This is a genomic window from Candidatus Symbiopectobacterium sp. NZEC135 (assembly GCF_025962695.1).
Genome location: NZ_JAGFPF010000001.1, coordinates 265,320 through 281,431, shown reverse-complemented (window position 1 = coordinate 281,431; position 16,112 = coordinate 265,320). Strand labels below are relative to the sequence as shown.

At 50.5% G+C, this 16,112-nt stretch carries 25 protein-coding genes; all 25 read right to left on the bottom strand.

What is annotated here, in order from left to right:
* Nucleotides 1-4: 4 nt before the first annotated feature.
* The 25 genes from J5224_RS01320 to J5224_RS01200 all read right to left on the bottom strand — a co-directional run bounded on the left by J5224_RS01320 (nt 5) and on the right by J5224_RS01200 (nt 16,110).
* Nucleotides 5-1,102, bottom strand: coding sequence for a major capsid protein (locus J5224_RS01320; RefSeq protein WP_264623625.1), 1,098 nt, complete (start codon nt 1,100-1,102; stop codon nt 5-7).
* Between the two features lie 10 nt (nt 1,103-1,112).
* Nucleotides 1,113-1,553 (bottom strand): hypothetical protein, encoded by a 441-nt coding sequence (locus J5224_RS01315; RefSeq protein ID WP_264623624.1) that lies wholly within the window; start codon nt 1,551-1,553, stop codon nt 1,113-1,115.
* Nucleotides 1,553-2,833, bottom strand: coding sequence for a hypothetical protein (locus J5224_RS01310; RefSeq protein WP_264623623.1), 1,281 nt, complete (start codon nt 2,831-2,833; stop codon nt 1,553-1,555). The genes J5224_RS01315 and J5224_RS01310 overlap by 1 nt, the downstream gene beginning before the upstream one ends.
* A 3-nt stretch (nt 2,834-2,836) precedes the next feature.
* Nucleotides 2,837-3,763, bottom strand: a complete 927-nt coding sequence (locus J5224_RS01305; protein WP_264623622.1) for a phage head morphogenesis protein — start codon at nt 3,761-3,763, stop codon at nt 2,837-2,839.
* Nucleotides 3,714-5,069, bottom strand: a complete 1,356-nt coding sequence (locus J5224_RS01300; RefSeq protein WP_264623621.1) for a DUF1073 domain-containing protein — start codon at nt 5,067-5,069, stop codon at nt 3,714-3,716. The genes J5224_RS01305 and J5224_RS01300 overlap by 50 nt, the downstream gene beginning before the upstream one ends.
* 10 nt (nt 5,070-5,079) lie before the next feature.
* A complete protein-coding gene (locus J5224_RS01295) occupies nt 5,080-6,561 on the bottom strand; it encodes a DNA-packaging protein (protein ID WP_264623620.1) in 1,482 nt (493 codons plus the stop codon).
* Entirely contained in the window at nt 6,548-7,027 is a 480-nt protein-coding gene (locus J5224_RS01290) for a DUF2280 domain-containing protein (protein WP_264623619.1), read from the bottom strand. The genes J5224_RS01295 and J5224_RS01290 overlap by 14 nt, the downstream gene beginning before the upstream one ends.
* Before the next feature lie 31 nt (nt 7,028-7,058).
* Nucleotides 7,059-7,673, bottom strand: a complete 615-nt coding sequence (locus J5224_RS01285) for a putative metallopeptidase (RefSeq protein ID WP_264623618.1) — start codon at nt 7,671-7,673, stop codon at nt 7,059-7,061.
* Between the two features lie 479 nt (nt 7,674-8,152).
* Nucleotides 8,153-8,698, bottom strand: coding sequence for a hypothetical protein (locus J5224_RS01280; protein WP_264623617.1), 546 nt, complete (start codon nt 8,696-8,698; stop codon nt 8,153-8,155).
* Nucleotides 8,677-9,231, bottom strand: coding sequence for a lysozyme (locus tag J5224_RS01275; RefSeq protein ID WP_264623616.1), 555 nt, complete (start codon nt 9,229-9,231; stop codon nt 8,677-8,679). Before J5224_RS01275 ends, J5224_RS01280 begins: the two co-directional genes overlap by 22 nt.
* A 2-nt stretch (nt 9,232-9,233) precedes the next feature.
* Entirely contained in the window at nt 9,234-9,446 is a 213-nt protein-coding gene (locus tag J5224_RS01270) for a class II holin family protein (protein WP_104210370.1), read from the bottom strand.
* A gap of 194 nt (nt 9,447-9,640) precedes the next feature.
* Complete coding sequence (locus J5224_RS01265) at nt 9,641-10,132, bottom strand: antiterminator Q family protein (RefSeq protein WP_264623615.1); 492 nt, start codon at nt 10,130-10,132, stop codon at nt 9,641-9,643.
* 461 nt (nt 10,133-10,593) lie between these two features.
* On the bottom strand, nt 10,594-11,211 hold the full coding sequence (locus tag J5224_RS01260) for a recombination protein NinG (protein ID WP_264623614.1): 618 nt from the start codon (nt 11,209-11,211) through the stop codon (nt 10,594-10,596).
* Nucleotides 11,189-11,731 carry an HNH endonuclease gene (locus tag J5224_RS01255; RefSeq protein ID WP_264623613.1) on the bottom strand — a complete coding sequence of 181 codons (543 nt, stop codon included), beginning with the start codon at nt 11,729-11,731 and terminating at the stop codon, nt 11,189-11,191. Before J5224_RS01255 ends, J5224_RS01260 begins: the two co-directional genes overlap by 23 nt.
* 192 nt (nt 11,732-11,923) lie before the next feature.
* Nucleotides 11,924-12,247 (bottom strand): DUF2591 domain-containing protein, encoded by a 324-nt coding sequence (locus tag J5224_RS01250; RefSeq protein ID WP_264623612.1) that lies wholly within the window; start codon nt 12,245-12,247, stop codon nt 11,924-11,926.
* Nucleotides 12,244-12,417 (bottom strand): NinE family protein, encoded by a 174-nt coding sequence (locus J5224_RS01245; protein ID WP_264623611.1) that lies wholly within the window; start codon nt 12,415-12,417, stop codon nt 12,244-12,246. The genes J5224_RS01250 and J5224_RS01245 overlap by 4 nt, the downstream gene beginning before the upstream one ends.
* A 279-nt stretch (nt 12,418-12,696) precedes the next feature.
* Nucleotides 12,697-13,164: a recombination protein NinB gene (locus tag J5224_RS01240; protein ID WP_264623610.1), complete on the bottom strand. Its 468-nt coding sequence runs from the start codon at nt 13,162-13,164 to the stop codon at nt 12,697-12,699.
* Entirely contained in the window at nt 13,121-13,417 is a 297-nt protein-coding gene (locus J5224_RS01235; RefSeq protein ID WP_264623609.1) for a hypothetical protein, read from the bottom strand. Before J5224_RS01235 ends, J5224_RS01240 begins: the two co-directional genes overlap by 44 nt.
* A gap of 1 nt (nt 13,418) precedes the next feature.
* Complete coding sequence (locus J5224_RS01230; protein ID WP_264623608.1) at nt 13,419-13,664, bottom strand: hypothetical protein; 246 nt, start codon at nt 13,662-13,664, stop codon at nt 13,419-13,421.
* Between the two features lie 3 nt (nt 13,665-13,667).
* Nucleotides 13,668-13,895 (bottom strand): hypothetical protein, encoded by a 228-nt coding sequence (locus J5224_RS01225; protein WP_264623607.1) that lies wholly within the window; start codon nt 13,893-13,895, stop codon nt 13,668-13,670.
* 77 nt (nt 13,896-13,972) lie between these two features.
* Nucleotides 13,973-14,170 carry a hypothetical protein gene (locus tag J5224_RS01220; protein WP_264623606.1) on the bottom strand — a complete coding sequence of 66 codons (198 nt, stop codon included), beginning with the start codon at nt 14,168-14,170 and terminating at the stop codon, nt 13,973-13,975.
* Between the two features lie 30 nt (nt 14,171-14,200).
* Entirely contained in the window at nt 14,201-14,323 is a 123-nt protein-coding gene (locus J5224_RS01215) for a hypothetical protein (protein WP_264623605.1), read from the bottom strand.
* Between the two features lie 12 nt (nt 14,324-14,335).
* Entirely contained in the window at nt 14,336-14,551 is a 216-nt protein-coding gene (locus J5224_RS01210; RefSeq protein ID WP_264623604.1) for a hypothetical protein, read from the bottom strand.
* 27 nt (nt 14,552-14,578) lie between these two features.
* Nucleotides 14,579-15,172 (bottom strand): DUF6475 domain-containing protein, encoded by a 594-nt coding sequence (locus tag J5224_RS01205; RefSeq protein ID WP_264623603.1) that lies wholly within the window; start codon nt 15,170-15,172, stop codon nt 14,579-14,581.
* The gene (locus tag J5224_RS01200) at nt 15,172-16,110 is read right to left on the bottom strand and encodes a replication protein (protein WP_264623602.1); all 939 of its coding nucleotides are present in this window, start codon (nt 16,108-16,110) and stop codon (nt 15,172-15,174) included. The genes J5224_RS01205 and J5224_RS01200 overlap by 1 nt, the downstream gene beginning before the upstream one ends.
* Nucleotides 16,111-16,112: the final 2 nt, after the last annotated feature.

The following is a 16,112-nucleotide window of genomic DNA, read 5'->3' as shown; positions in this document are numbered from 1 at the left end:
CCCCTTACGCCAGATTCGCGCCGTACAGCACGCCTGATTTACCCTCACCATCACGCTTAATCTGCAAGCCCATTGCCGCCATGATCTGGAAATTCCAGTTTGACTGAGGCATAGGACGCGGAAGCGGCACAACACCAGTAGCCATACCAACCAGCGGGGTGATGACATCCTGACGGCGTTGATAGGCGATGAACTCATTGCCGCTCAATGCAAACGTCTGACGAACGGCACGCGCAGGGATGAATCCAGTGATAACGCTCAGAACCGTACCGTCTGACAGCAAAGTACTGCCGCCAATCGTGACTGTTGCAGGCTTCATCAAGTTGGCCCAAATCTGCGGTGATACCCACATGACATCGTAGGCTTCCACGAAATTGTCACGAGCAGCCTGACCGAATGCGCCTGATGTGAAGAATGCTGCGATATCTGTCTGATCGGCAGTTGTCAGGTTGATATTTGCTCCACCTGCACCAGAGCCTAGATTAAGCTTAATAGTGTTACGGTGGGTACGCAGCCCCTGCGCCGGATAACTCTGTACTTGAATGGTGCTGGCACCATCAAGAACATAGGAGACGATGCGCTTATTAAACTTGCGAAGTTTAGCCGCCTGAGAATCCAGAACCAGATCCACCCCTACAGTGTTCAAGCCTGCTGCAAGACGCCAGTTAACGCCGTAACCAGCAGTAAACACCGGGATAGGGTCGCCATCGCTAGCATATTCAGTATGGTCGAAGGAATACGGCGGCTGACCATCAAGGCTAATAGAAACGTCATCAGCGATATCACCAACCATGTTGTACAGTTTCGCCGTTTTCCCGATAGGTAAAACAGTCTGAATGCCCATCAAGTCGGTGACGATTTCCATGCCTGTTTCTTGGTCGCGCAACTGGATAATCTGGCGGTCAATCTCTGCCCAAAAGTCACGGCCCAACCCATCACCCAACAGCGCATTCGCCGCCAACATTTCCGGCGTCATCATGTTGCGGTTAGCGGCGATCATCGCATTGTTTTGCGCATCAAACATGTTGCGGTTAGCCCACAACTCATTCCAGTGACCGCGCAGGCGGCTATTCGTAGCCAACGTGTTAGCATCAAAAAACATCTTTTTCTCCTTAAACCACAGTTACGATGTCAGCGCGAGCACGAATGCGGATGAAGTCAACCGCTGTAGTCGTAACAGCATCTTGGTTGTAGCCAATGATTTTGTACGTGCCAGCAGTTGCCGGAACAGCAGCAGCCTGACCTGCAATAACGGTGATTGGCTGGTCTTTGGCGTAGGTGCCAGCAGGGACGCGCACAGCAAATTCGCGGCCTTCTTCCAAGTAGTTACCGATAGCAGAGTGTCCGGACGGGATTTGGTCAGTGATTCCCAGCCCTTCGTGATAAGCGCTATCCAGCACGTACATGCGACCAACAGGAGTAGTGCCTTGTGCAAACAGGTTGCTGCCGTTAATCACAACAAAGGTGCCGGGGTTCAACGCGGCGGCGGTTTTGCGAGTCTCCGTTTTAAATAGAGAATCGCCATCAATATTGACGCGACGATAACGAGCCATTATTTAGCACCTCCATCGAAATAGGTTTTGTAATCTGGCGCGCCAGTTTCTTTTTGGTTCTGCGCTGAGTTGCCAGCCAGCGGCGCAGCGTTGCCAATGGATTTATACATCGCGTCCAGCGATTCGCCGGACAGCGCATTAGCCACGATTTCACCGTGAACCTTGGCGACTTCTGCGCGCTTGGTTGCCTCTTCTGCGCGAGAGTTAGCGGTCAGCGTGTCAGTGAGTGTTTTCTGATTGGCTTGAATGGCTGCGATGCTGTCCGCCAGTGGCTTAATTGCCGTGTCGTTATTGGCAGCGATCGCCTCACCAACGATTTTGCGCAGTACTTCTGTATCTTCGGTAGTTAAAGGCATCTCGCCCTCCGTTTTATTGCTATTGGTTGCAGGTGGATCCTGCGTAGTGAAAAATGACTTAACTTTGTTTGTTACGACAGCCACCCACGACTCAGCGCGGGCCACTGACGTTCCTGTATCGTCAAATGTGATTTTTCCGCTCTCGGATTTGTAGCCGTAAACCTCGTACTGACCGCCATTACGGGAGATAACCGCCTGCGAGTCGGTGAAATCGACAACCCATACGTATTCGTCGGTATTTGGCGCAAAGCGGTCTTTCGCGGCCTTTTCTAACCGGCGCTCGCGTTCTCGGTAAGACTCCCCAATCAACGCGCCAGAATTGGCTTTCAACGGGGTAGCGAGGTCGGCATTAATCATCATTCCCACGCCTTTCTCTGGCGTGGCGGCACCGACTTCATCAAGCAGGATGGCGTCATGATCGATGGAATGTAGTTTTGCCACCCATTCTGCACCCTGAGATTTCTGTTCGTCGTTGGCCTCTAGTTGCTCAAGGAAAACGGCGACACTTGTATGAATAGGTGGCACATCCTCGCCCTTCTCCAGTGCTTCTAGGCGCTCAATCAACCTTTTCCCACCGTCAGACTCATTGGCCTTATCGACGTCGATCCACTTCTCAACGTAGATGCGGTTTCCTGACTTCTTGGCGTTTCGGTTCCATGCGCCGATATAGCCAACGTTTAACCCCTCAGGGCTAAACGCCGATACGAACGAACCGTTAACCTGTGGATGACCAAGCGGGGCTAGCGTGCCTTCTAGTCCCTGATAGTGGGTGTCAATTTCGCTAGCCGGATAAAGTCCGCCATTCATGATGACGTTGCCGGGTAGCGTGTAGCTCGGCACAATCCAGTGATCGCGCCCGTTATACTTCTCACGCCGAATAGCCGAGGCATTCACGCGAGTTGTGACATTTATTTGCATTGGCATGATTTATTCCTCAGCCCACGGATAACCGCGCTTAGCCATTTGCTTGCGTTCCTCTTTGAGCTTTTCGATGATTGACGGCTGGAGAACTTGACCCTTGTCATCAACAAGCGCCTCTACCTGAGTGCAATGACAATTAATTCCATTTGCATCAACGGAATACCATTCCTCAACCTGTTCTACTGTGTAGACATGAGAGTGTCTTACCGCGTGGGTGCGGCGCGTTGTTGGTAGCAGAGCTGAGATGTGTATCATCCTGATATTCAACCCAAGAGATTCAGCCTCTTTGGCCTCATCTCTTCTCGCCCTTCGGAGTGCGCCTGGGATTTCTGTTTGAGCAATTCTGTTAGCTCTTGATGTCAACATTCCTGTTGCTTTTCTGAGGTTTCTGGCAACATCGCGAGGGTTTAAGCCGCGCCCAATTCCATCAGCCAAAGCCCTAGCCATTTGCTGTTTTGCTGCTGAGGTGAATCCGCTCATTTCCTCAAAGACACGCGTATAGGCCATAGCCATTCGCCGCTGAAATTGAGGTGTGAGCATTATTGACTGCAGGGATTCACGCCATGCTGCATATGTTGATGATTGCTGACCGAGATTAAAGAACACCTGAGATGTACCGCGTATTACGGCTGGCTCTACATAGTCCTCGCTAAACCAAAGGTTATTCTTTCCACCATCTAGCAATATTGAATCCACAAGCACGCTGGCATCATCGAAAATGATGTCTAACATAAGTGGGTCAAGCCGGTATTCGTATCTGCGGTTAACTACTGGTGAAGCTGGGAATCTGTCTAATGCGTCGGTGTAGGTCTTCTGAACTTTCCTTAAGCGTCTGGCGAAATCAGCCATCGCCTTTCTTTCTAACGCATTAAGTCCGGTCGGGTCACTTTTGTTCTTCGGGATTATCGCCGGTTTCGGTTTCGTCGCCATCATCTACCTCGCCCAGCGGTTCAGCGCCATCAGGTTCATAACCAGCAGCAACGCGGATTTCTTCAACCGTAAATACCGCCTCTCCGGTGCTGATAGACGTGCTGTTGATTTGACTCATCTTCACTGCGCTTTCCAATTTCTCGGAAGCCGTCTGTTCGTTGAGGTCATCCCACATCACAGTTTTCATTGAGATGTCTTTGACGACGCCCAACTTGATAAGCTTGTCGCACAAGTCCTCAATCTCAAGCGACAGGTCGCCGCGCCGCGATTGGCATCGCGCATTGAAATAGCGCTGATCTTCCGTGCTGGCTCGCTCCCCCGTCTGCATGCCGACGAGTATTTTCGTGGGAATGTCCAGAGCGGAGCCAGCGGTTTGTAGGTTGACGTTGTAGGTTGGTTCCGGATCAGCAACCGCTGTCACCAATGGCGTTACATTCGCGCCTTGCGTGGTCAGTAGCACATCATTGCCGCGATTGACTTCTGCGGCAGCTTCATTGAAGCGCTCTTGCAGTGCATCAACTGATACGCCATAAAGAGAGGCTAAATTGTTGAAGTCAATCGCTGCATCAAAGTTGACATTCAACTGTCTAGCGGCGTTTTTCAGGAACGACTCACCAGAGCCACCCTCTACTTTCTCCAGACTGACGAAAGCGTTATAGGCTGGTTCAAGGAAACCGATAGCGTCCGTAGAGTAGTCACCGAGGATGAAAACGCGGTCAGGGTGAACGCTTACCCGCCGATTAGATCCATTGGCCAGGCGCTCTTCGTACTGCCACATCTTTGGGCTGCCGTAGTCCTCTGAGTTAATCTCAGTATTCCACTCGACTACCTTCAACGCCCCAGCCCACGCAACGGTAATCTTTTTTAGAGCCTTTCCGGTTACCGCTGGCTGATCCCAGCCTCTGCTATCACCGATATGCAGTAGGATTCCAGCATAGCGCCCCACCAGACGACGAGTATCGGCCTCGGAAAACGTGCGCCAGAATCGGTTGTTGAAAATGGATTTGTTGCTGCGTTCCCACGGCGTTTCTTTCCGTGAATCATCCTGTTCGTCACCTTCGATAATCTCAGGGTTTGTTTTCCAACAGTTTTGAACGAGCTTATTCACTGCACCATGAGCGATTCCGCCGCGACGGTACAGGTTATACAGGTCGGAGAATTCGATATTTTCTTTAAAGCCGTACTCACACCATGCGCTAGCTCGTTTCGCATCAAGGCCCATGCCGATATTCAGCAGCCCCATACGGGCGCGTGCGATAGCCGCCTCATTCATTGCGGCATTGACGGCAAGCTGTAGTTTGTCTGTCATGCTGTTTCCGTTATCTGAGTAGGCGTTTAGGTATCATCATGCCCATCGGTTGAGCGCCGCCAAGTTCAGTCAATGCATATACGCAAGCGTCAAGGCGGTCAGGTGATTTCTTTGCAGTAGCTGGAACGTATTCCATCAACTGATTTTCCAGTGTGTAGAGATTGCCGTGGTGAGCCACGCGTCCTTGCTCGTACAAAGCAGATATAGGCTCGGCGCGGGCAAACTTGCCCTTACTGGCGTGTACGCGAATGATCCTACCTTTAAACCCGGCGTTACGTAGCGTTTCCTCAGCCATGTCGCCGCCTTGGTTTGTTTCGATGACTATCGCGTCGGCTTCGTGCTGTTCGTAGGCGTTGATCGCTCTTGTCGCCCAACCATTCGGCGAGTACTTTCCGCTGTAGTCGGCATCAACTGAATATTGTTTCTTATCACCAGCGCCGTATGAGCTAGCAACCGCAATACCTGTCTCGTCGCTCTCGTCGCTGTTGGTTGCCTGCGGGTCAATCGCTACCACCGTGCGCACTTTATCGAAACGGATTTGCAGATCGTGAGCGGCGGATATCATCGCCTCATTCCACAACGCACCCTCAGCGTTAAATCGCCGTGGCTTCTGCATGTATTGCGCTTCGAACGTGCGGCGGTGAGATGTCAGCGCCACCCGGTGTGATTCGTTGTGTTTGAATTCCCACAACCAGCCATCAGGCAAGCCGTGCTCAATCGGTATTGCGTGTGTGTTCTCAGGATAGAGCGCGGAATATGCCTGGCTGTTATCGATGATCACCGGGAGATTCAGGTGATGCCACATTTCACCAGATCCACCACGTAACAGGTAGCCGCTCAGGTCTTGATAGTGGATGCGCTGCATAATCACTATCATCGGCGTTGTTTCAACCGCCAGACGTGATTTTATTGTTTCGTTGAACCGGTTGTTTACCCCGTCGCGCACCGTCTCGCTGTATGCGTCATCAGGCTTAACCGGGTCATCAATAATTAGAGCGCCCTGCCAGCCGGGTTCCATGTGTCCAGCGCGGAAGCCCGTAACCTGCCCAGCAGCGGATGAGGCATAAACACCGCCTCCATGCTCTGTCCACCACATCGCTTTACTGTCCGCGTCGTCACGCAGCGTCATAGGCCACATAGCTTGATACGCTTTCGACTTAACCATGCTGCGAGTGGTCGATGAGTTAAGTAACGCAAGGTTGTGCGAATAAGACAGGTGCATAAAGCGTGCGCGGTTGTTCAATGCCAACCCTCTGCCCATCATGTTGATGGTCGCCAGTTCGGTTTTTGTGTAGCCGGGTGGAACGTTGATAACGAGGCGTTTTATCTCGCCGTCGATCACGCGATCGAGTGTTTGCTGAATAACTTTATGGTGCGGCGCGACAATCATCTTGCCGCCTGTACGCTGCTTGAAGAAGTATCGGGCGAAATACATCCCCTCTTCTTCACACTCTATCTTTCTCGCATATGCGCGTTGCTCAACAGTCGTCATCCTCCAACATCTCCCGCCGAGCCTGCTTGTATTCGTTTTTCGTTAGCGTGGCCGCTTCAATCGGGCCGCCATCCTTACCCGTGTGCTCAACTTTCTGCCGGTTTGTGTACGCGTCCCCAACCTCTTTAGCGGCCTGTTCCATAAGTTGGGCGGTGAGCGCCATATTTTTCATTTTCTCAGCAGCGGTAGCCATCCGCCCAAGAACGCGCAGCCGGTATGCCTTATTGGCGATCGGGATATCTGATATTTCGTTGCGAAATCGCTCTCGAGTAGTATCAAACAGGTCAATCCATTTCTGGCTGAGCTTTGCCGCCATCGCATTGCCGGGACTATATTGGGATACTTGTTGACGCGACACATCAATACCGAATTCTTGCTTTACAAGCTCTATAACTTTTGTGGGTGGCTCAAAGCATGCCAGAGACTGAACGATGAAGGCTTTAACCTCTGTCGATAATGCTGCCATTGGTTGCCTCCATGACAATCTGAATAAAGCGTTAAGCCAGTTTCAGCATGCACGTTCCGCACGCTCTGGCGACATCGAGATGAGCAACCTCCGCAGGTTTGTTTGCCGCATCAACCAATTCTTGTACTTCTTTGCCCGCGCCGTAGCGACGAACCACGCCGACGAACTCCTCAACATCGTGACCACGCAGCTTCAGTACCGGCTGGCCCTCCTTGTTGAATTTCGGTGCGCCATATTGATCGATCGCTTGGGCAATGTGGTAAAGCTCATGCTCAACCAGCGCGCAGAATTCGATGTCATTGCATTGAGAGCAGTAATCGGCAGCCAGTGTAATGATGAATGTCGGCACCCGTCCGAACCATTCATGCATCTGTTGCTCCATTCTGGCTTTCTGCCACCCTCCAGCACGCATCATTACCTGCTCACATTGACCAAGAACAACACGACCACCCTTTTCGAATGCAGAGGAAGCCCACAGGAAACACAGGTCAGCATCTTTGAGATGGAAGTGATCGGGATTATGCAAATCACCGGCTTCGCTCAGGATGTGCTCATCAACCCATTCGTGGATTTCGTTTGCGGGGGTCAGCCTGGTGTATGTGCTAAATTCATTCAGAAGACTAGGCGGAGGCGTTGGTCTAATCATAAACAGAACATTCCTCTTTTACACCTGATACTCAGCCGTGATATTTCACACCTGATTTTATTTTCATCTGCAATATCGAGCCTTCTCAGTGAAAAGGCTCTGTATTGCACCCGAATTCGCCTACCACAGTTTCGGTTAGACTGCCATGAGCGACAAACCCGCACTGCAATGCGGAGAAACGCGGTATATCCCGTTATTGATTCCAGTTATGCGCTCGCCGAAAGGAGTGAACAGGTCATAGCTAACACAGCGGGACTGCGACGGGAGTGGCGCATAAAAAAATGCCAGCCCCGGGAATCGGGATACTGGCATGGGATGAAATCTATATAAAACTCTGTGAAGCGCCATTATTTTGACGCTTGTCAGAATATTATATTCGCAGCATTGCCACTTCTTCACAGAGTTGCGCCGCCACTTCCGTCTTTCCGGCTGCCAAGATAGGCCCTGTAATACAGGCGATCACCTCCGTTACGAGAGAGCTATCTAACCTTGTCGGGGTTGTTCTGTCGGGATGTTTCTATTTCCCTGATTCCTGCCAATTGACTATTAGCCTGGTCAATCGCAGTCAGCAGCGGATCAATCCAGTAAACAGCCTGCGCGTATGTCAGTCGGCAGGCGGTGGCAATGGCGCTAGCACTGGTTGTGTCAGACTTGCCGGAATCGGTGTGCATTGCGCTGGCACGTAGACCGTTCGTGTAGTCGAGCAACCTGCCAGCAACATCATCAGGCACGCACTGGCGACTAGCCGGATCGCGTTTGATGATTGTCCGGTAAACAATCTGCCTTTCATCTGATTGCCCTTTGATGTTGGTTGCATACTGGCTGGCTTGCTGGGATATCTGGTTGAAGCGGTTAAACTCGAAAGCTTGACGGCTGATTACCGCCTTTTGTCCGGCGACCTCTTGGCCCAGCCTTTTTGCTTTCCCTTGCTCATCACTGTATGCGTCGTGGTAGTAGTAGACGCCGAATGACAGCGCCGCGATGAGAGCAAGCAGAACGGCGATTACTGTAGCCCTGATAGACATAGCTCACGCTCCTTTCCGCGCCGGATTTCCAACCCGCGTAGAGCTTGGAACTTTCCGTTAACCACGGAGTTTTTGAAGTCTGGCAAATGGTTGCACATGTTTATCCAACTGCCCTTCTGTGCCCATTTACTAATTGACGTCTCGATGCGCTTATTTTGAGCCGCGCTATAGTAAGTTCGTAGCGTCGGGCAACCCATATTGAATGCCGCACTTGTCATTGCGCTGAATGCATTTGCGGGCATGTCATCGCCACGGAAATATCGACTTATGCAACGCTCCGCGTCGAGAATGTTTCGCTCCCAGTCTCGGTAAATCTGCTCATCAGTCTTACCAGCGTACACATCGTGAGTGTTACCCAGACCATCAGTTAATTTACCAGCGGGGCAGGAATATGGGTCACGGCGGCATTGCTCTGCATTACCGATGATCTCCAACCCCGCCTCGTTAGTTTTGACATTGCCCCACGAAATAACGGTTGAGATGGCGACAGCAACAGAGCACACCACACCTGCTGCAATTTTGCGCTTGCTCATACTCACTCACCCCGCGCTTCTTTGCGGCGATCTTCCTTTATTTTGAAATGAAGATTCACCAAAAAGGTAAGCAGGCCAAATACCAAGCTGCCGAGAACGCCAATCGCCGCCCATTGCGTAGGTGATACTTGGTCCAGTAACTGGAACATCCAATAGCTCCCGCTGGCACCCGACGCGCCATATGAGACGCCTGTGGTTATCTTGTCCAATTGCATAGACCCTACCCCGCTATTGCGTGGCGCTGTGTGTTATTGAAAGGGGAAATAAAAAAGGCCACGCAATAGCTCAGCCTGAAATAGAAAAGCCACCGCGCTAGCAGTGGCTTGAATGTGTGCCGGTGCAACTTAAGAGTCACGAACGGCAGCTTAGGTATAAGTATGGGTAAATGGGTAAACGGTGTCAAGCCATTTCATGCAACATGCTTAATTTTCTCGACACGTTTGCGACTTTTAAACGCATTTTGCAGCGGAGTGTAGAGAATATACAGCGTGGCTTCTAACACCTGAGCAATCTCTTTCCGTAGAGTTTCCTCTGATGGTTTACGCCACCCCTCTCCCAGCCTCCCCTTGTCGATTTTGCGTGGCCTTGCAGTCTTGTGATAGTACGATGCAATTGCTCGCTTAGATGATCCGTGAGCGTAGTAGCTGAGAAGAATACCGAGCGCCCTTGTGTCAATTTTCATGACGGAATCTACGACCTGAGAAATCAACATCCCGTCATCATCGTTACACATGGGCCTGCTCATCACCCTAGATGGCTCTGCCCTTTCCATGAATTGCGCTATCACGCTGCTTTGCCGCTTCTCTAATCTCCCTGAATAAACCCATGCGCCCCATAGCTCCAACCATCCATTAATCCAGTCGTGTTGCTCCTTGGTTAGATTCAATTCGGCTAATTGCATGTTTTCCTCCGTTTCGGATCCGCATCCCAACTCTGATAGCTGGTTGGCTGTACTTGAGGGGTGATTGGGGTGAAAAGGTTGAGGATGTAGGTGATTAGTTTCATGACACAAGCCTCCATAGCGTTATGGGCCACAGCAGCCCCCACACCAGAGATGACAGGATTAGATATTCCTTAACTCCTTCGGCCTTGATGGCTGTATGCATCCATTCCGCAGTCAGTCCAGCCATGAAAAAGTAAATAGCTATTGCGATAGTTAGCATGCATCCCCCTGAGTGTTTACCGTGCCGAACCTGTCCTGACGTGTGCTGTATAACTTGCGGAGTATCCTTTCCCTCGCTGCGCCGATTTCCTGCCTGACATGCATCTCCCCGTTGCGCTTCTGGTGCACACAATGGTGATGGCGTGTGAGTATTCGCATAAAGCGAGCCTCTTCTATAGCCGCGTTGAGATTGGTGAACATCAGGCTGCTTCCTCCATCTGACGTTTGCGCAATTTCTCGTAATGCCTAGCCCGGCGCGTGAATATGGCTTTCACTCGCTGCAAATAGGCGATGTCGAATTTGCGTGGTGTGTTGTCATGCTCCAGTCGCTCGACGCGATGAAGTCCGATTTTTTCGATGAGGTTTATTCGATAGGGGATCAGGTTCCCCGATAGGTCTCGGTTGCAATGAACGCAACCCGCATGATTGTTGAAAATATTGAATCTTAGATGTGCTGCCGAGCCTCTTGACCGATAGTGACTTGCATCTACTGCCCCACCCCGAACGCCGTAATTAAGCGGTTTGCCACACGCTATACAGGGACGACCATAATCACGCCAAAATATGAACCGGTTCACAGCGGCCTGAGCCTCTTTGTTCCAGTCAGATTTCGTCTTGAGAGCTTCTCTACGGCGTTTTAGGTCATCACGCTGTAACTTTGCCTGTCTCAATGCTTCGCGTTCAGCCTTGAGCTTCTTTTGCTGCTCTGCGTAGGCCATTGCGCAGGTAATGGAGTAACAGGCTTTTTGAAGGGAGTTTCGTGGGATGTATTCAGTGGAACATATCGGGCAGGTCTTATTCTTTATTGTCTTTGCCAATAGCCACCTCCCTTGCGAACTGCCCAAAATAGAGGTACTCGGCTAATTTATATGCCGCTGATGCTTGTGATGCCTTTCGATAACTTCCAAGCGTTACCTGTTTTCCATTCAGACTTATACATGCACGCCATTTTTTTCCATCACCCCTGAGGGATACTCCTTTAAATCCGCTGGTATTATTTTTGTGATCCCCCATATTCATCATATTTTCTCTATGTGAGCACTCCCTCAAGTTTATGATTCGGTTATCTGATGTGTTGCCGTTCTTATGATCAATGCTCTTGGTTGGCCACGATCCATAAACAAACATCCAAGCCAGTCTGTGAGCTCTGATAACCTTTCCCCTAAACCCAATATTTATGTAGCCATTTGAATTTTTCGTACCAGCGATATCACCTTCATTCATGTGATTTTTTCTGTGTTTTTTCCAAGTGAATACGCCGGTTTCATCGTTGTAATGAAGGACGGACATAAGATCAGCTCTCCATTTATTCATCAGGTTATTATTGTTTTCAGCCATTGCTCTCGCTCCTCACTCTCTCAATTACTTCACCCTCAAGCAGCCTTTCAGCGCATTCTGCATGTGCGTATACCTCACCGCTTTTCATCTCAGCGCCGCATGCACAGCAAAGGGGGTAGCCCTCGTAGCTCACGCCCCATGAACGATGCAGGCAGCCTTTTTGATAGTCGGTTATGTCATCTGGAGTTAGCATTAGCCCTCCTTCATCATGAGGAAGACAATCATGGCGGCGCGGAGTGGGTTTTCGTTGTATTGTTGGAATACGCTCCTGTTAGCCACCCATAAATCGACACAGGTGGTTAAATTAATTCTGTTACCAACAATAATCGGCCATGCGGCGGAGGGGCTGTTGCAGTAGTCTGGTATGTCTATCTGATCCCAGCCGTCACCAACTGGCCCGCAATCGTAAAAGCATGTGTTATCTCCACTCAGACACATGTGCTTAATGTCTGGACTAAATACCTCCAGAACTTCGCAGTTAATCTCAAAATCACTTAGCTCGTTATAGTCTTTCACTTTGCTCTCCTGCTTCTGGTTCTATCCCAAACGGAACGGCGCAGCCCGTAGACATAATCGAATGTCTGGACTTCGCTAGCGGGTGGGATTGGTTTCTTTCGGTTTCTGCTTCGGCGGGTAGGTCTGAATATCATGCTGTCCATAACAGCTTGGGTCGGGCTTCTTATCATCCCCGCACCCCGCGCAATAGCTGGTCGAACCGACCAATAATCCCTGAAAGGTTACATTGCGGCGCTCTTGTCTCTCTTGGTTGCGGGGGAATTTCTTCTTTGAGTTGGTCAGTCGGGAAGTAAACGTATTTACCGGGCTTGCCAGTGCGGGAAACCTCTCCGCGATTTAGCATGTCACCAACGCAAAAAGATATGCCGCCGCTGGAACAACTCACCCCGGCTTTTTCGCAGTGTTCACGCAGTTGTGTGAATGTCCCGTTGCCGTGAGATTTGAGGTACTCACAGATTGCTCGTCTTGTTGTCATTTTTATCCCCTGCTCGTTGAGATAATTCATATTCACGTCGAGAGTCATCGCTCCACCTGACATTTCTTTCAGAGCCGAACCAGAACATAATTTCTATCAGCTCCGTCATGTTGGCCTTTCTCATCTTGCTAGTGCGAACGCCGAACAGCACGACGCCGCCGTCAATGCCCGGCGCACTGCGTTGCTCCTGCCGTTTCGTTTTAAGCCATAGCGCGGTGAAAATGTCTTTCCAGTCGCTTTCGTCGTACCGATGACCATGCCAAAGAACCTGCCGCGAGACGTCCTGCAACATAGGCCACATACGGTCATTTTGGGCCTTGCTTCGCTTGGGTTCTTTTACGTGGATTTCGTGCGGTGACTTGTCGTCGATTGGTAGTGCGAGGATGGTGTCTATTGCGTTATTTCTGATTGCTTCGTTGCGAAGCAGGAAGTATTGCTTCACACGCCCTCCTGTTTTCTTCTTTCCTCTTTTCTTCAAAATCGGCATTAAGCCTATCTAATAGTTTCTTACCGAATAGTGGTGTTTTGTTGCACAGCTCATCTCCGGTGTAATCCAGCCATCTTGCGGCATCATCAAGATTTTCAGCCAACCTATAAACCCATCTCGATGAAGTGGTCATTAGCGATATAGCAACTCTGTGCGGGTTCATGAGGCACAGAGCCAATATCAGCATTCCTCTCTTTAGTTCACTCATATCACTCATTCCTCACAGTTATACCGGCAGCCAACATGACCTCGGCGCAGCCATCAATCGCTATCTGCGCTGTTTCCTCGCTGTAAATACTAAACCCCTCTGTTGATGGAAGTGTGACCACTAGCGCCGTGCGGCTGGCAGTCCATATCTTAAAGCCCCACCCTTTCGCGCAACTGCTTCTCAGTTCGCGCTGCTCTGGTGCTTCCCACCATTTTTCGAATGCTGCGTTACTCTTCTCTGTGCTCATCGTTTAATCCCCTTTGAATGCTGGATCAGGTGTCCATGTGAATGGGTGGGATATGATTTCATCCATGCAGGTACCGCGCTCGTTGAACTGCTCTAACGACTCCAGTACATCCTCATCGCTCTGCGTGTCGCCGAGTGAGCCAACAATGCACAGCAGTTCTACCGGCGCGCCAATGGCATGCATAGCTATCGTTAATTGCTTCGCCAATTTCATTTTCATTTCGTCTGTCATTTCCTAACTCCCATAAAAAAGCCCGCAGCGATTATCAGCGGGCTTATTAGCTCTGTGATGTAGATGGTTAGCATGGGTTACCTTCCGTCAGCACGTCCATAACCCTTGACCATGCATTTCTCGTTGATGTAAACGGCGGTTGTATTTAATTCTTTTGCGATCCGTTCTTCGCAGTTCTTCCGGTCTAATTCCCCGGCGCAGTTAAGCAACATGAAGAACAGGGCCATGCCGATAAACCAGAAAAATATTTGAAATCCCCACTTAATCCATCCCATTAGCTAATCCCTCCGGTAGTACCCTTGGTTTTACCTCGATTTCCATCCCGCTACCGTGGCAATACGGGCATTCGTCCACGTCATATCCGCCGCCATTTGGCAGTAATCCGCCGACCAATCCATGCCCATCGCAGCCAGTGCATTTTTGCTCAACGCTTTTTACTTTCACTGTTCTACTCCCTCGTCTATATCTTTCACGAGAATGTAACCTAGATACTTACCGTTAAATCTCTCTTCACTAGCCCATGTGTGACGGCCTGTTTTAACGTTTTTAATTTTTACGTTTCTGCCGCCAAAATTGTGATACTCGACCACTTCGATTTGACGATCAAAACGCTTGTCTTGCTCTTTCCAGATCTGCCCTACTTTGATTTTTCCCACTGTTCTACTCCCCCTGATTTGACTGGCCTATGCCGCGCCTTTGTTTTCGATGAGGAACATTCCGTTACGGATCTGCTTGGCCTTGGCTACATCACCCAGCAAAAACGGCTTAGGGGTTTCCTGAAACCCAGCGCGGATATTCTGCGCATCATCCATGCCGATCATGATGGTTTCGCATTTCTGCACGCCAGTGATCAGCATCGCGCGATATCGCTTCTCGAACTCCCGCGCCCGGAACGGTAATTCCTCTTCGGTAACGCCAGCGAATTCAATCCAGCCGCCCATTTCAGATATCACAGCGTGAATGGCGGGATCATCGAACACAACGCTGTTGCGGCGTCCGTAGCTGCAAATCGCCTTGTATGCCTTACTCCATGCCTGTAATGCCCTACCGTCCTTGTTTCCCTCAATGTGCCGTAGCAGGTCGGCAGGTTTCGGGAAAAATTGACCGTTGTCGGTGTCGCGGGTATGCCCCTGAAATGCTCGCTGCACATCCTCGGACGGGTACGGCTTGAGAGCGTTCCAGTAAATCCCGATCATCACTTCGGAAATGTCTTTCCCGTATATCTCGCCAATCGCTGCCATCGACTGAGCGAACTTAGGTTTTTCAGTATCGTTCATCAGAATGGTGCTCCGTTATCTCCCCCTCCGGCCCAGCGCTGGAGAGTGTCGAGGTTTCGTGCAGTGGTTGCCGAGTATTTGCCAGCAGAGATCGCTTTAGCGTGTTCGTTGTCGTCAAGGTCACGCAGTTTCTCGACCTGCGCAGCATCACGCAGGATTGTTTCGATACCGTCATAGCGCCTGTTGGATGGGTTCTTCCCCATCAGCCACGGGTCGTACTTGGCACCGGAAATGGCTTTGCAGAGTTCAGCAACGCTAAATCCCTCTTCGAGACGGGCGTTGATTCGCTTGCGGCGCTTAGGGTCGAGTTTCGATGTCAGGTGGTTGTGCTCTGCTTGCCAATGGCTGAACACGGTTTTGATGGCTTGCGATACTGGTTGCGCGGCTGGCTCTTCTTCGGTTGGTTCGGTTGGTTCGGTTGGTTTTTCACACACGTCCCCAGCGGGGACTATAGGGGTAATATCTTTTTGTCTTTCTTTCTTTAAAGTATGTCTTTTGTGTGTCTCTAAACTGGAGACTTCCATTGTCTCTAACTTCGAGACATTTTTTGTCTCTGGCTTAGAGACAAAATTGCTAACGTGGAGACACTTGCTGAATTGCCACGCAGAAACCTCTTTGTTAACGCCGATTTTGCTTCCATCAAGTAACAGGCAATTCATTGAAAGCAGTTCTCTTTTTGCCTTGTTAACGTTCTGCCGTGACAGCCCGGTAACTTGAGATATTTGCTCGTCGGCAATCCGATCTGTTTTCTTGTTGAAGCCATACGTTTTACGAACGTAAGCCAGCATGACTTTCAACTGACGCGCTGTTAAATCGGCGCTTGCGATAGCTTCCAGCAGCTCGTTAGCGATTCTGGTATACCCATCATCGATATCAGCCACTCTTTTCTCCTGCCCCGGCTCAGGCCCGGGGAATTTGATTACCTTGGCGGTGTTCATGG

What these genes read in the sequence shown, in the direction of transcription:
- J5224_RS01320 (WP_264623625.1), bottom strand. Translation starts at nt 1,102, where the DNA reads ATGTTTTTTGATGCTAACACGTTGGCTACGAATAGCCGCCTGCGCGGT.
- J5224_RS01315 (WP_264623624.1), bottom strand. Translation starts at nt 1,553, where the DNA reads ATGGCTCGTTATCGTCGCGTCAATATTGATGGCGATTCTCTATTTAAA.
- J5224_RS01310 (WP_264623623.1), bottom strand. Translation starts at nt 2,833, where the DNA reads ATGCCAATGCAAATAAATGTCACAACTCGCGTGAATGCCTCGGCTATT.
- J5224_RS01305 (WP_264623622.1), bottom strand. Translation starts at nt 3,763, where the DNA reads ATGATGGCGACGAAACCGAAACCGGCGATAATCCCGAAGAACAAAAGT.
- J5224_RS01300 (WP_264623621.1), bottom strand. Translation starts at nt 5,069, where the DNA reads ATGACAGACAAACTACAGCTTGCCGTCAATGCCGCAATGAATGAGGCG.
- J5224_RS01295 (WP_264623620.1), bottom strand. Translation starts at nt 6,561, where the DNA reads ATGACGACTGTTGAGCAACGCGCATATGCGAGAAAGATAGAGTGTGAA.
- J5224_RS01290 (WP_264623619.1), bottom strand. Translation starts at nt 7,027, where the DNA reads ATGGCAGCATTATCGACAGAGGTTAAAGCCTTCATCGTTCAGTCTCTG.
- J5224_RS01285 (WP_264623618.1), bottom strand. Translation starts at nt 7,673, where the DNA reads ATGATTAGACCAACGCCTCCGCCTAGTCTTCTGAATGAATTTAGCACA.
- J5224_RS01280 (WP_264623617.1), bottom strand. Translation starts at nt 8,698, where the DNA reads ATGTCTATCAGGGCTACAGTAATCGCCGTTCTGCTTGCTCTCATCGCG.
- J5224_RS01275 (WP_264623616.1), bottom strand. Translation starts at nt 9,231, where the DNA reads ATGAGCAAGCGCAAAATTGCAGCAGGTGTGGTGTGCTCTGTTGCTGTC.
- J5224_RS01270 (WP_104210370.1), bottom strand. Translation starts at nt 9,446, where the DNA reads ATGCAATTGGACAAGATAACCACAGGCGTCTCATATGGCGCGTCGGGT.
- J5224_RS01265 (WP_264623615.1), bottom strand. Translation starts at nt 10,132, where the DNA reads ATGCAATTAGCCGAATTGAATCTAACCAAGGAGCAACACGACTGGATT.
- J5224_RS01255 (WP_264623613.1), bottom strand. Translation starts at nt 11,731, where the DNA reads ATGGCTGAAAACAATAATAACCTGATGAATAAATGGAGAGCTGATCTT.
- J5224_RS01245 (WP_264623611.1), bottom strand. Translation starts at nt 12,417, where the DNA reads ATGATAAGAAGCCCGACCCAAGCTGTTATGGACAGCATGATATTCAGA.
- J5224_RS01235 (WP_264623609.1), bottom strand. Translation starts at nt 13,417, where the DNA reads ATGAGTGAACTAAAGAGAGGAATGCTGATATTGGCTCTGTGCCTCATG.
- J5224_RS01230 (WP_264623608.1), bottom strand. Translation starts at nt 13,664, where the DNA reads ATGAGCACAGAGAAGAGTAACGCAGCATTCGAAAAATGGTGGGAAGCA.
- J5224_RS01225 (WP_264623607.1), bottom strand. Translation starts at nt 13,895, where the DNA reads ATGACAGACGAAATGAAAATGAAATTGGCGAAGCAATTAACGATAGCT.
- J5224_RS01220 (WP_264623606.1), bottom strand. Translation starts at nt 14,170, where the DNA reads ATGGGATGGATTAAGTGGGGATTTCAAATATTTTTCTGGTTTATCGGC.
- J5224_RS01205 (WP_264623603.1), bottom strand. Translation starts at nt 15,172, where the DNA reads ATGAACGATACTGAAAAACCTAAGTTCGCTCAGTCGATGGCAGCGATT.
- J5224_RS01200 (WP_264623602.1), bottom strand. Translation starts at nt 16,110, where the DNA reads ATGAACACCGCCAAGGTAATCAAATTCCCCGGGCCTGAGCCGGGGCAG.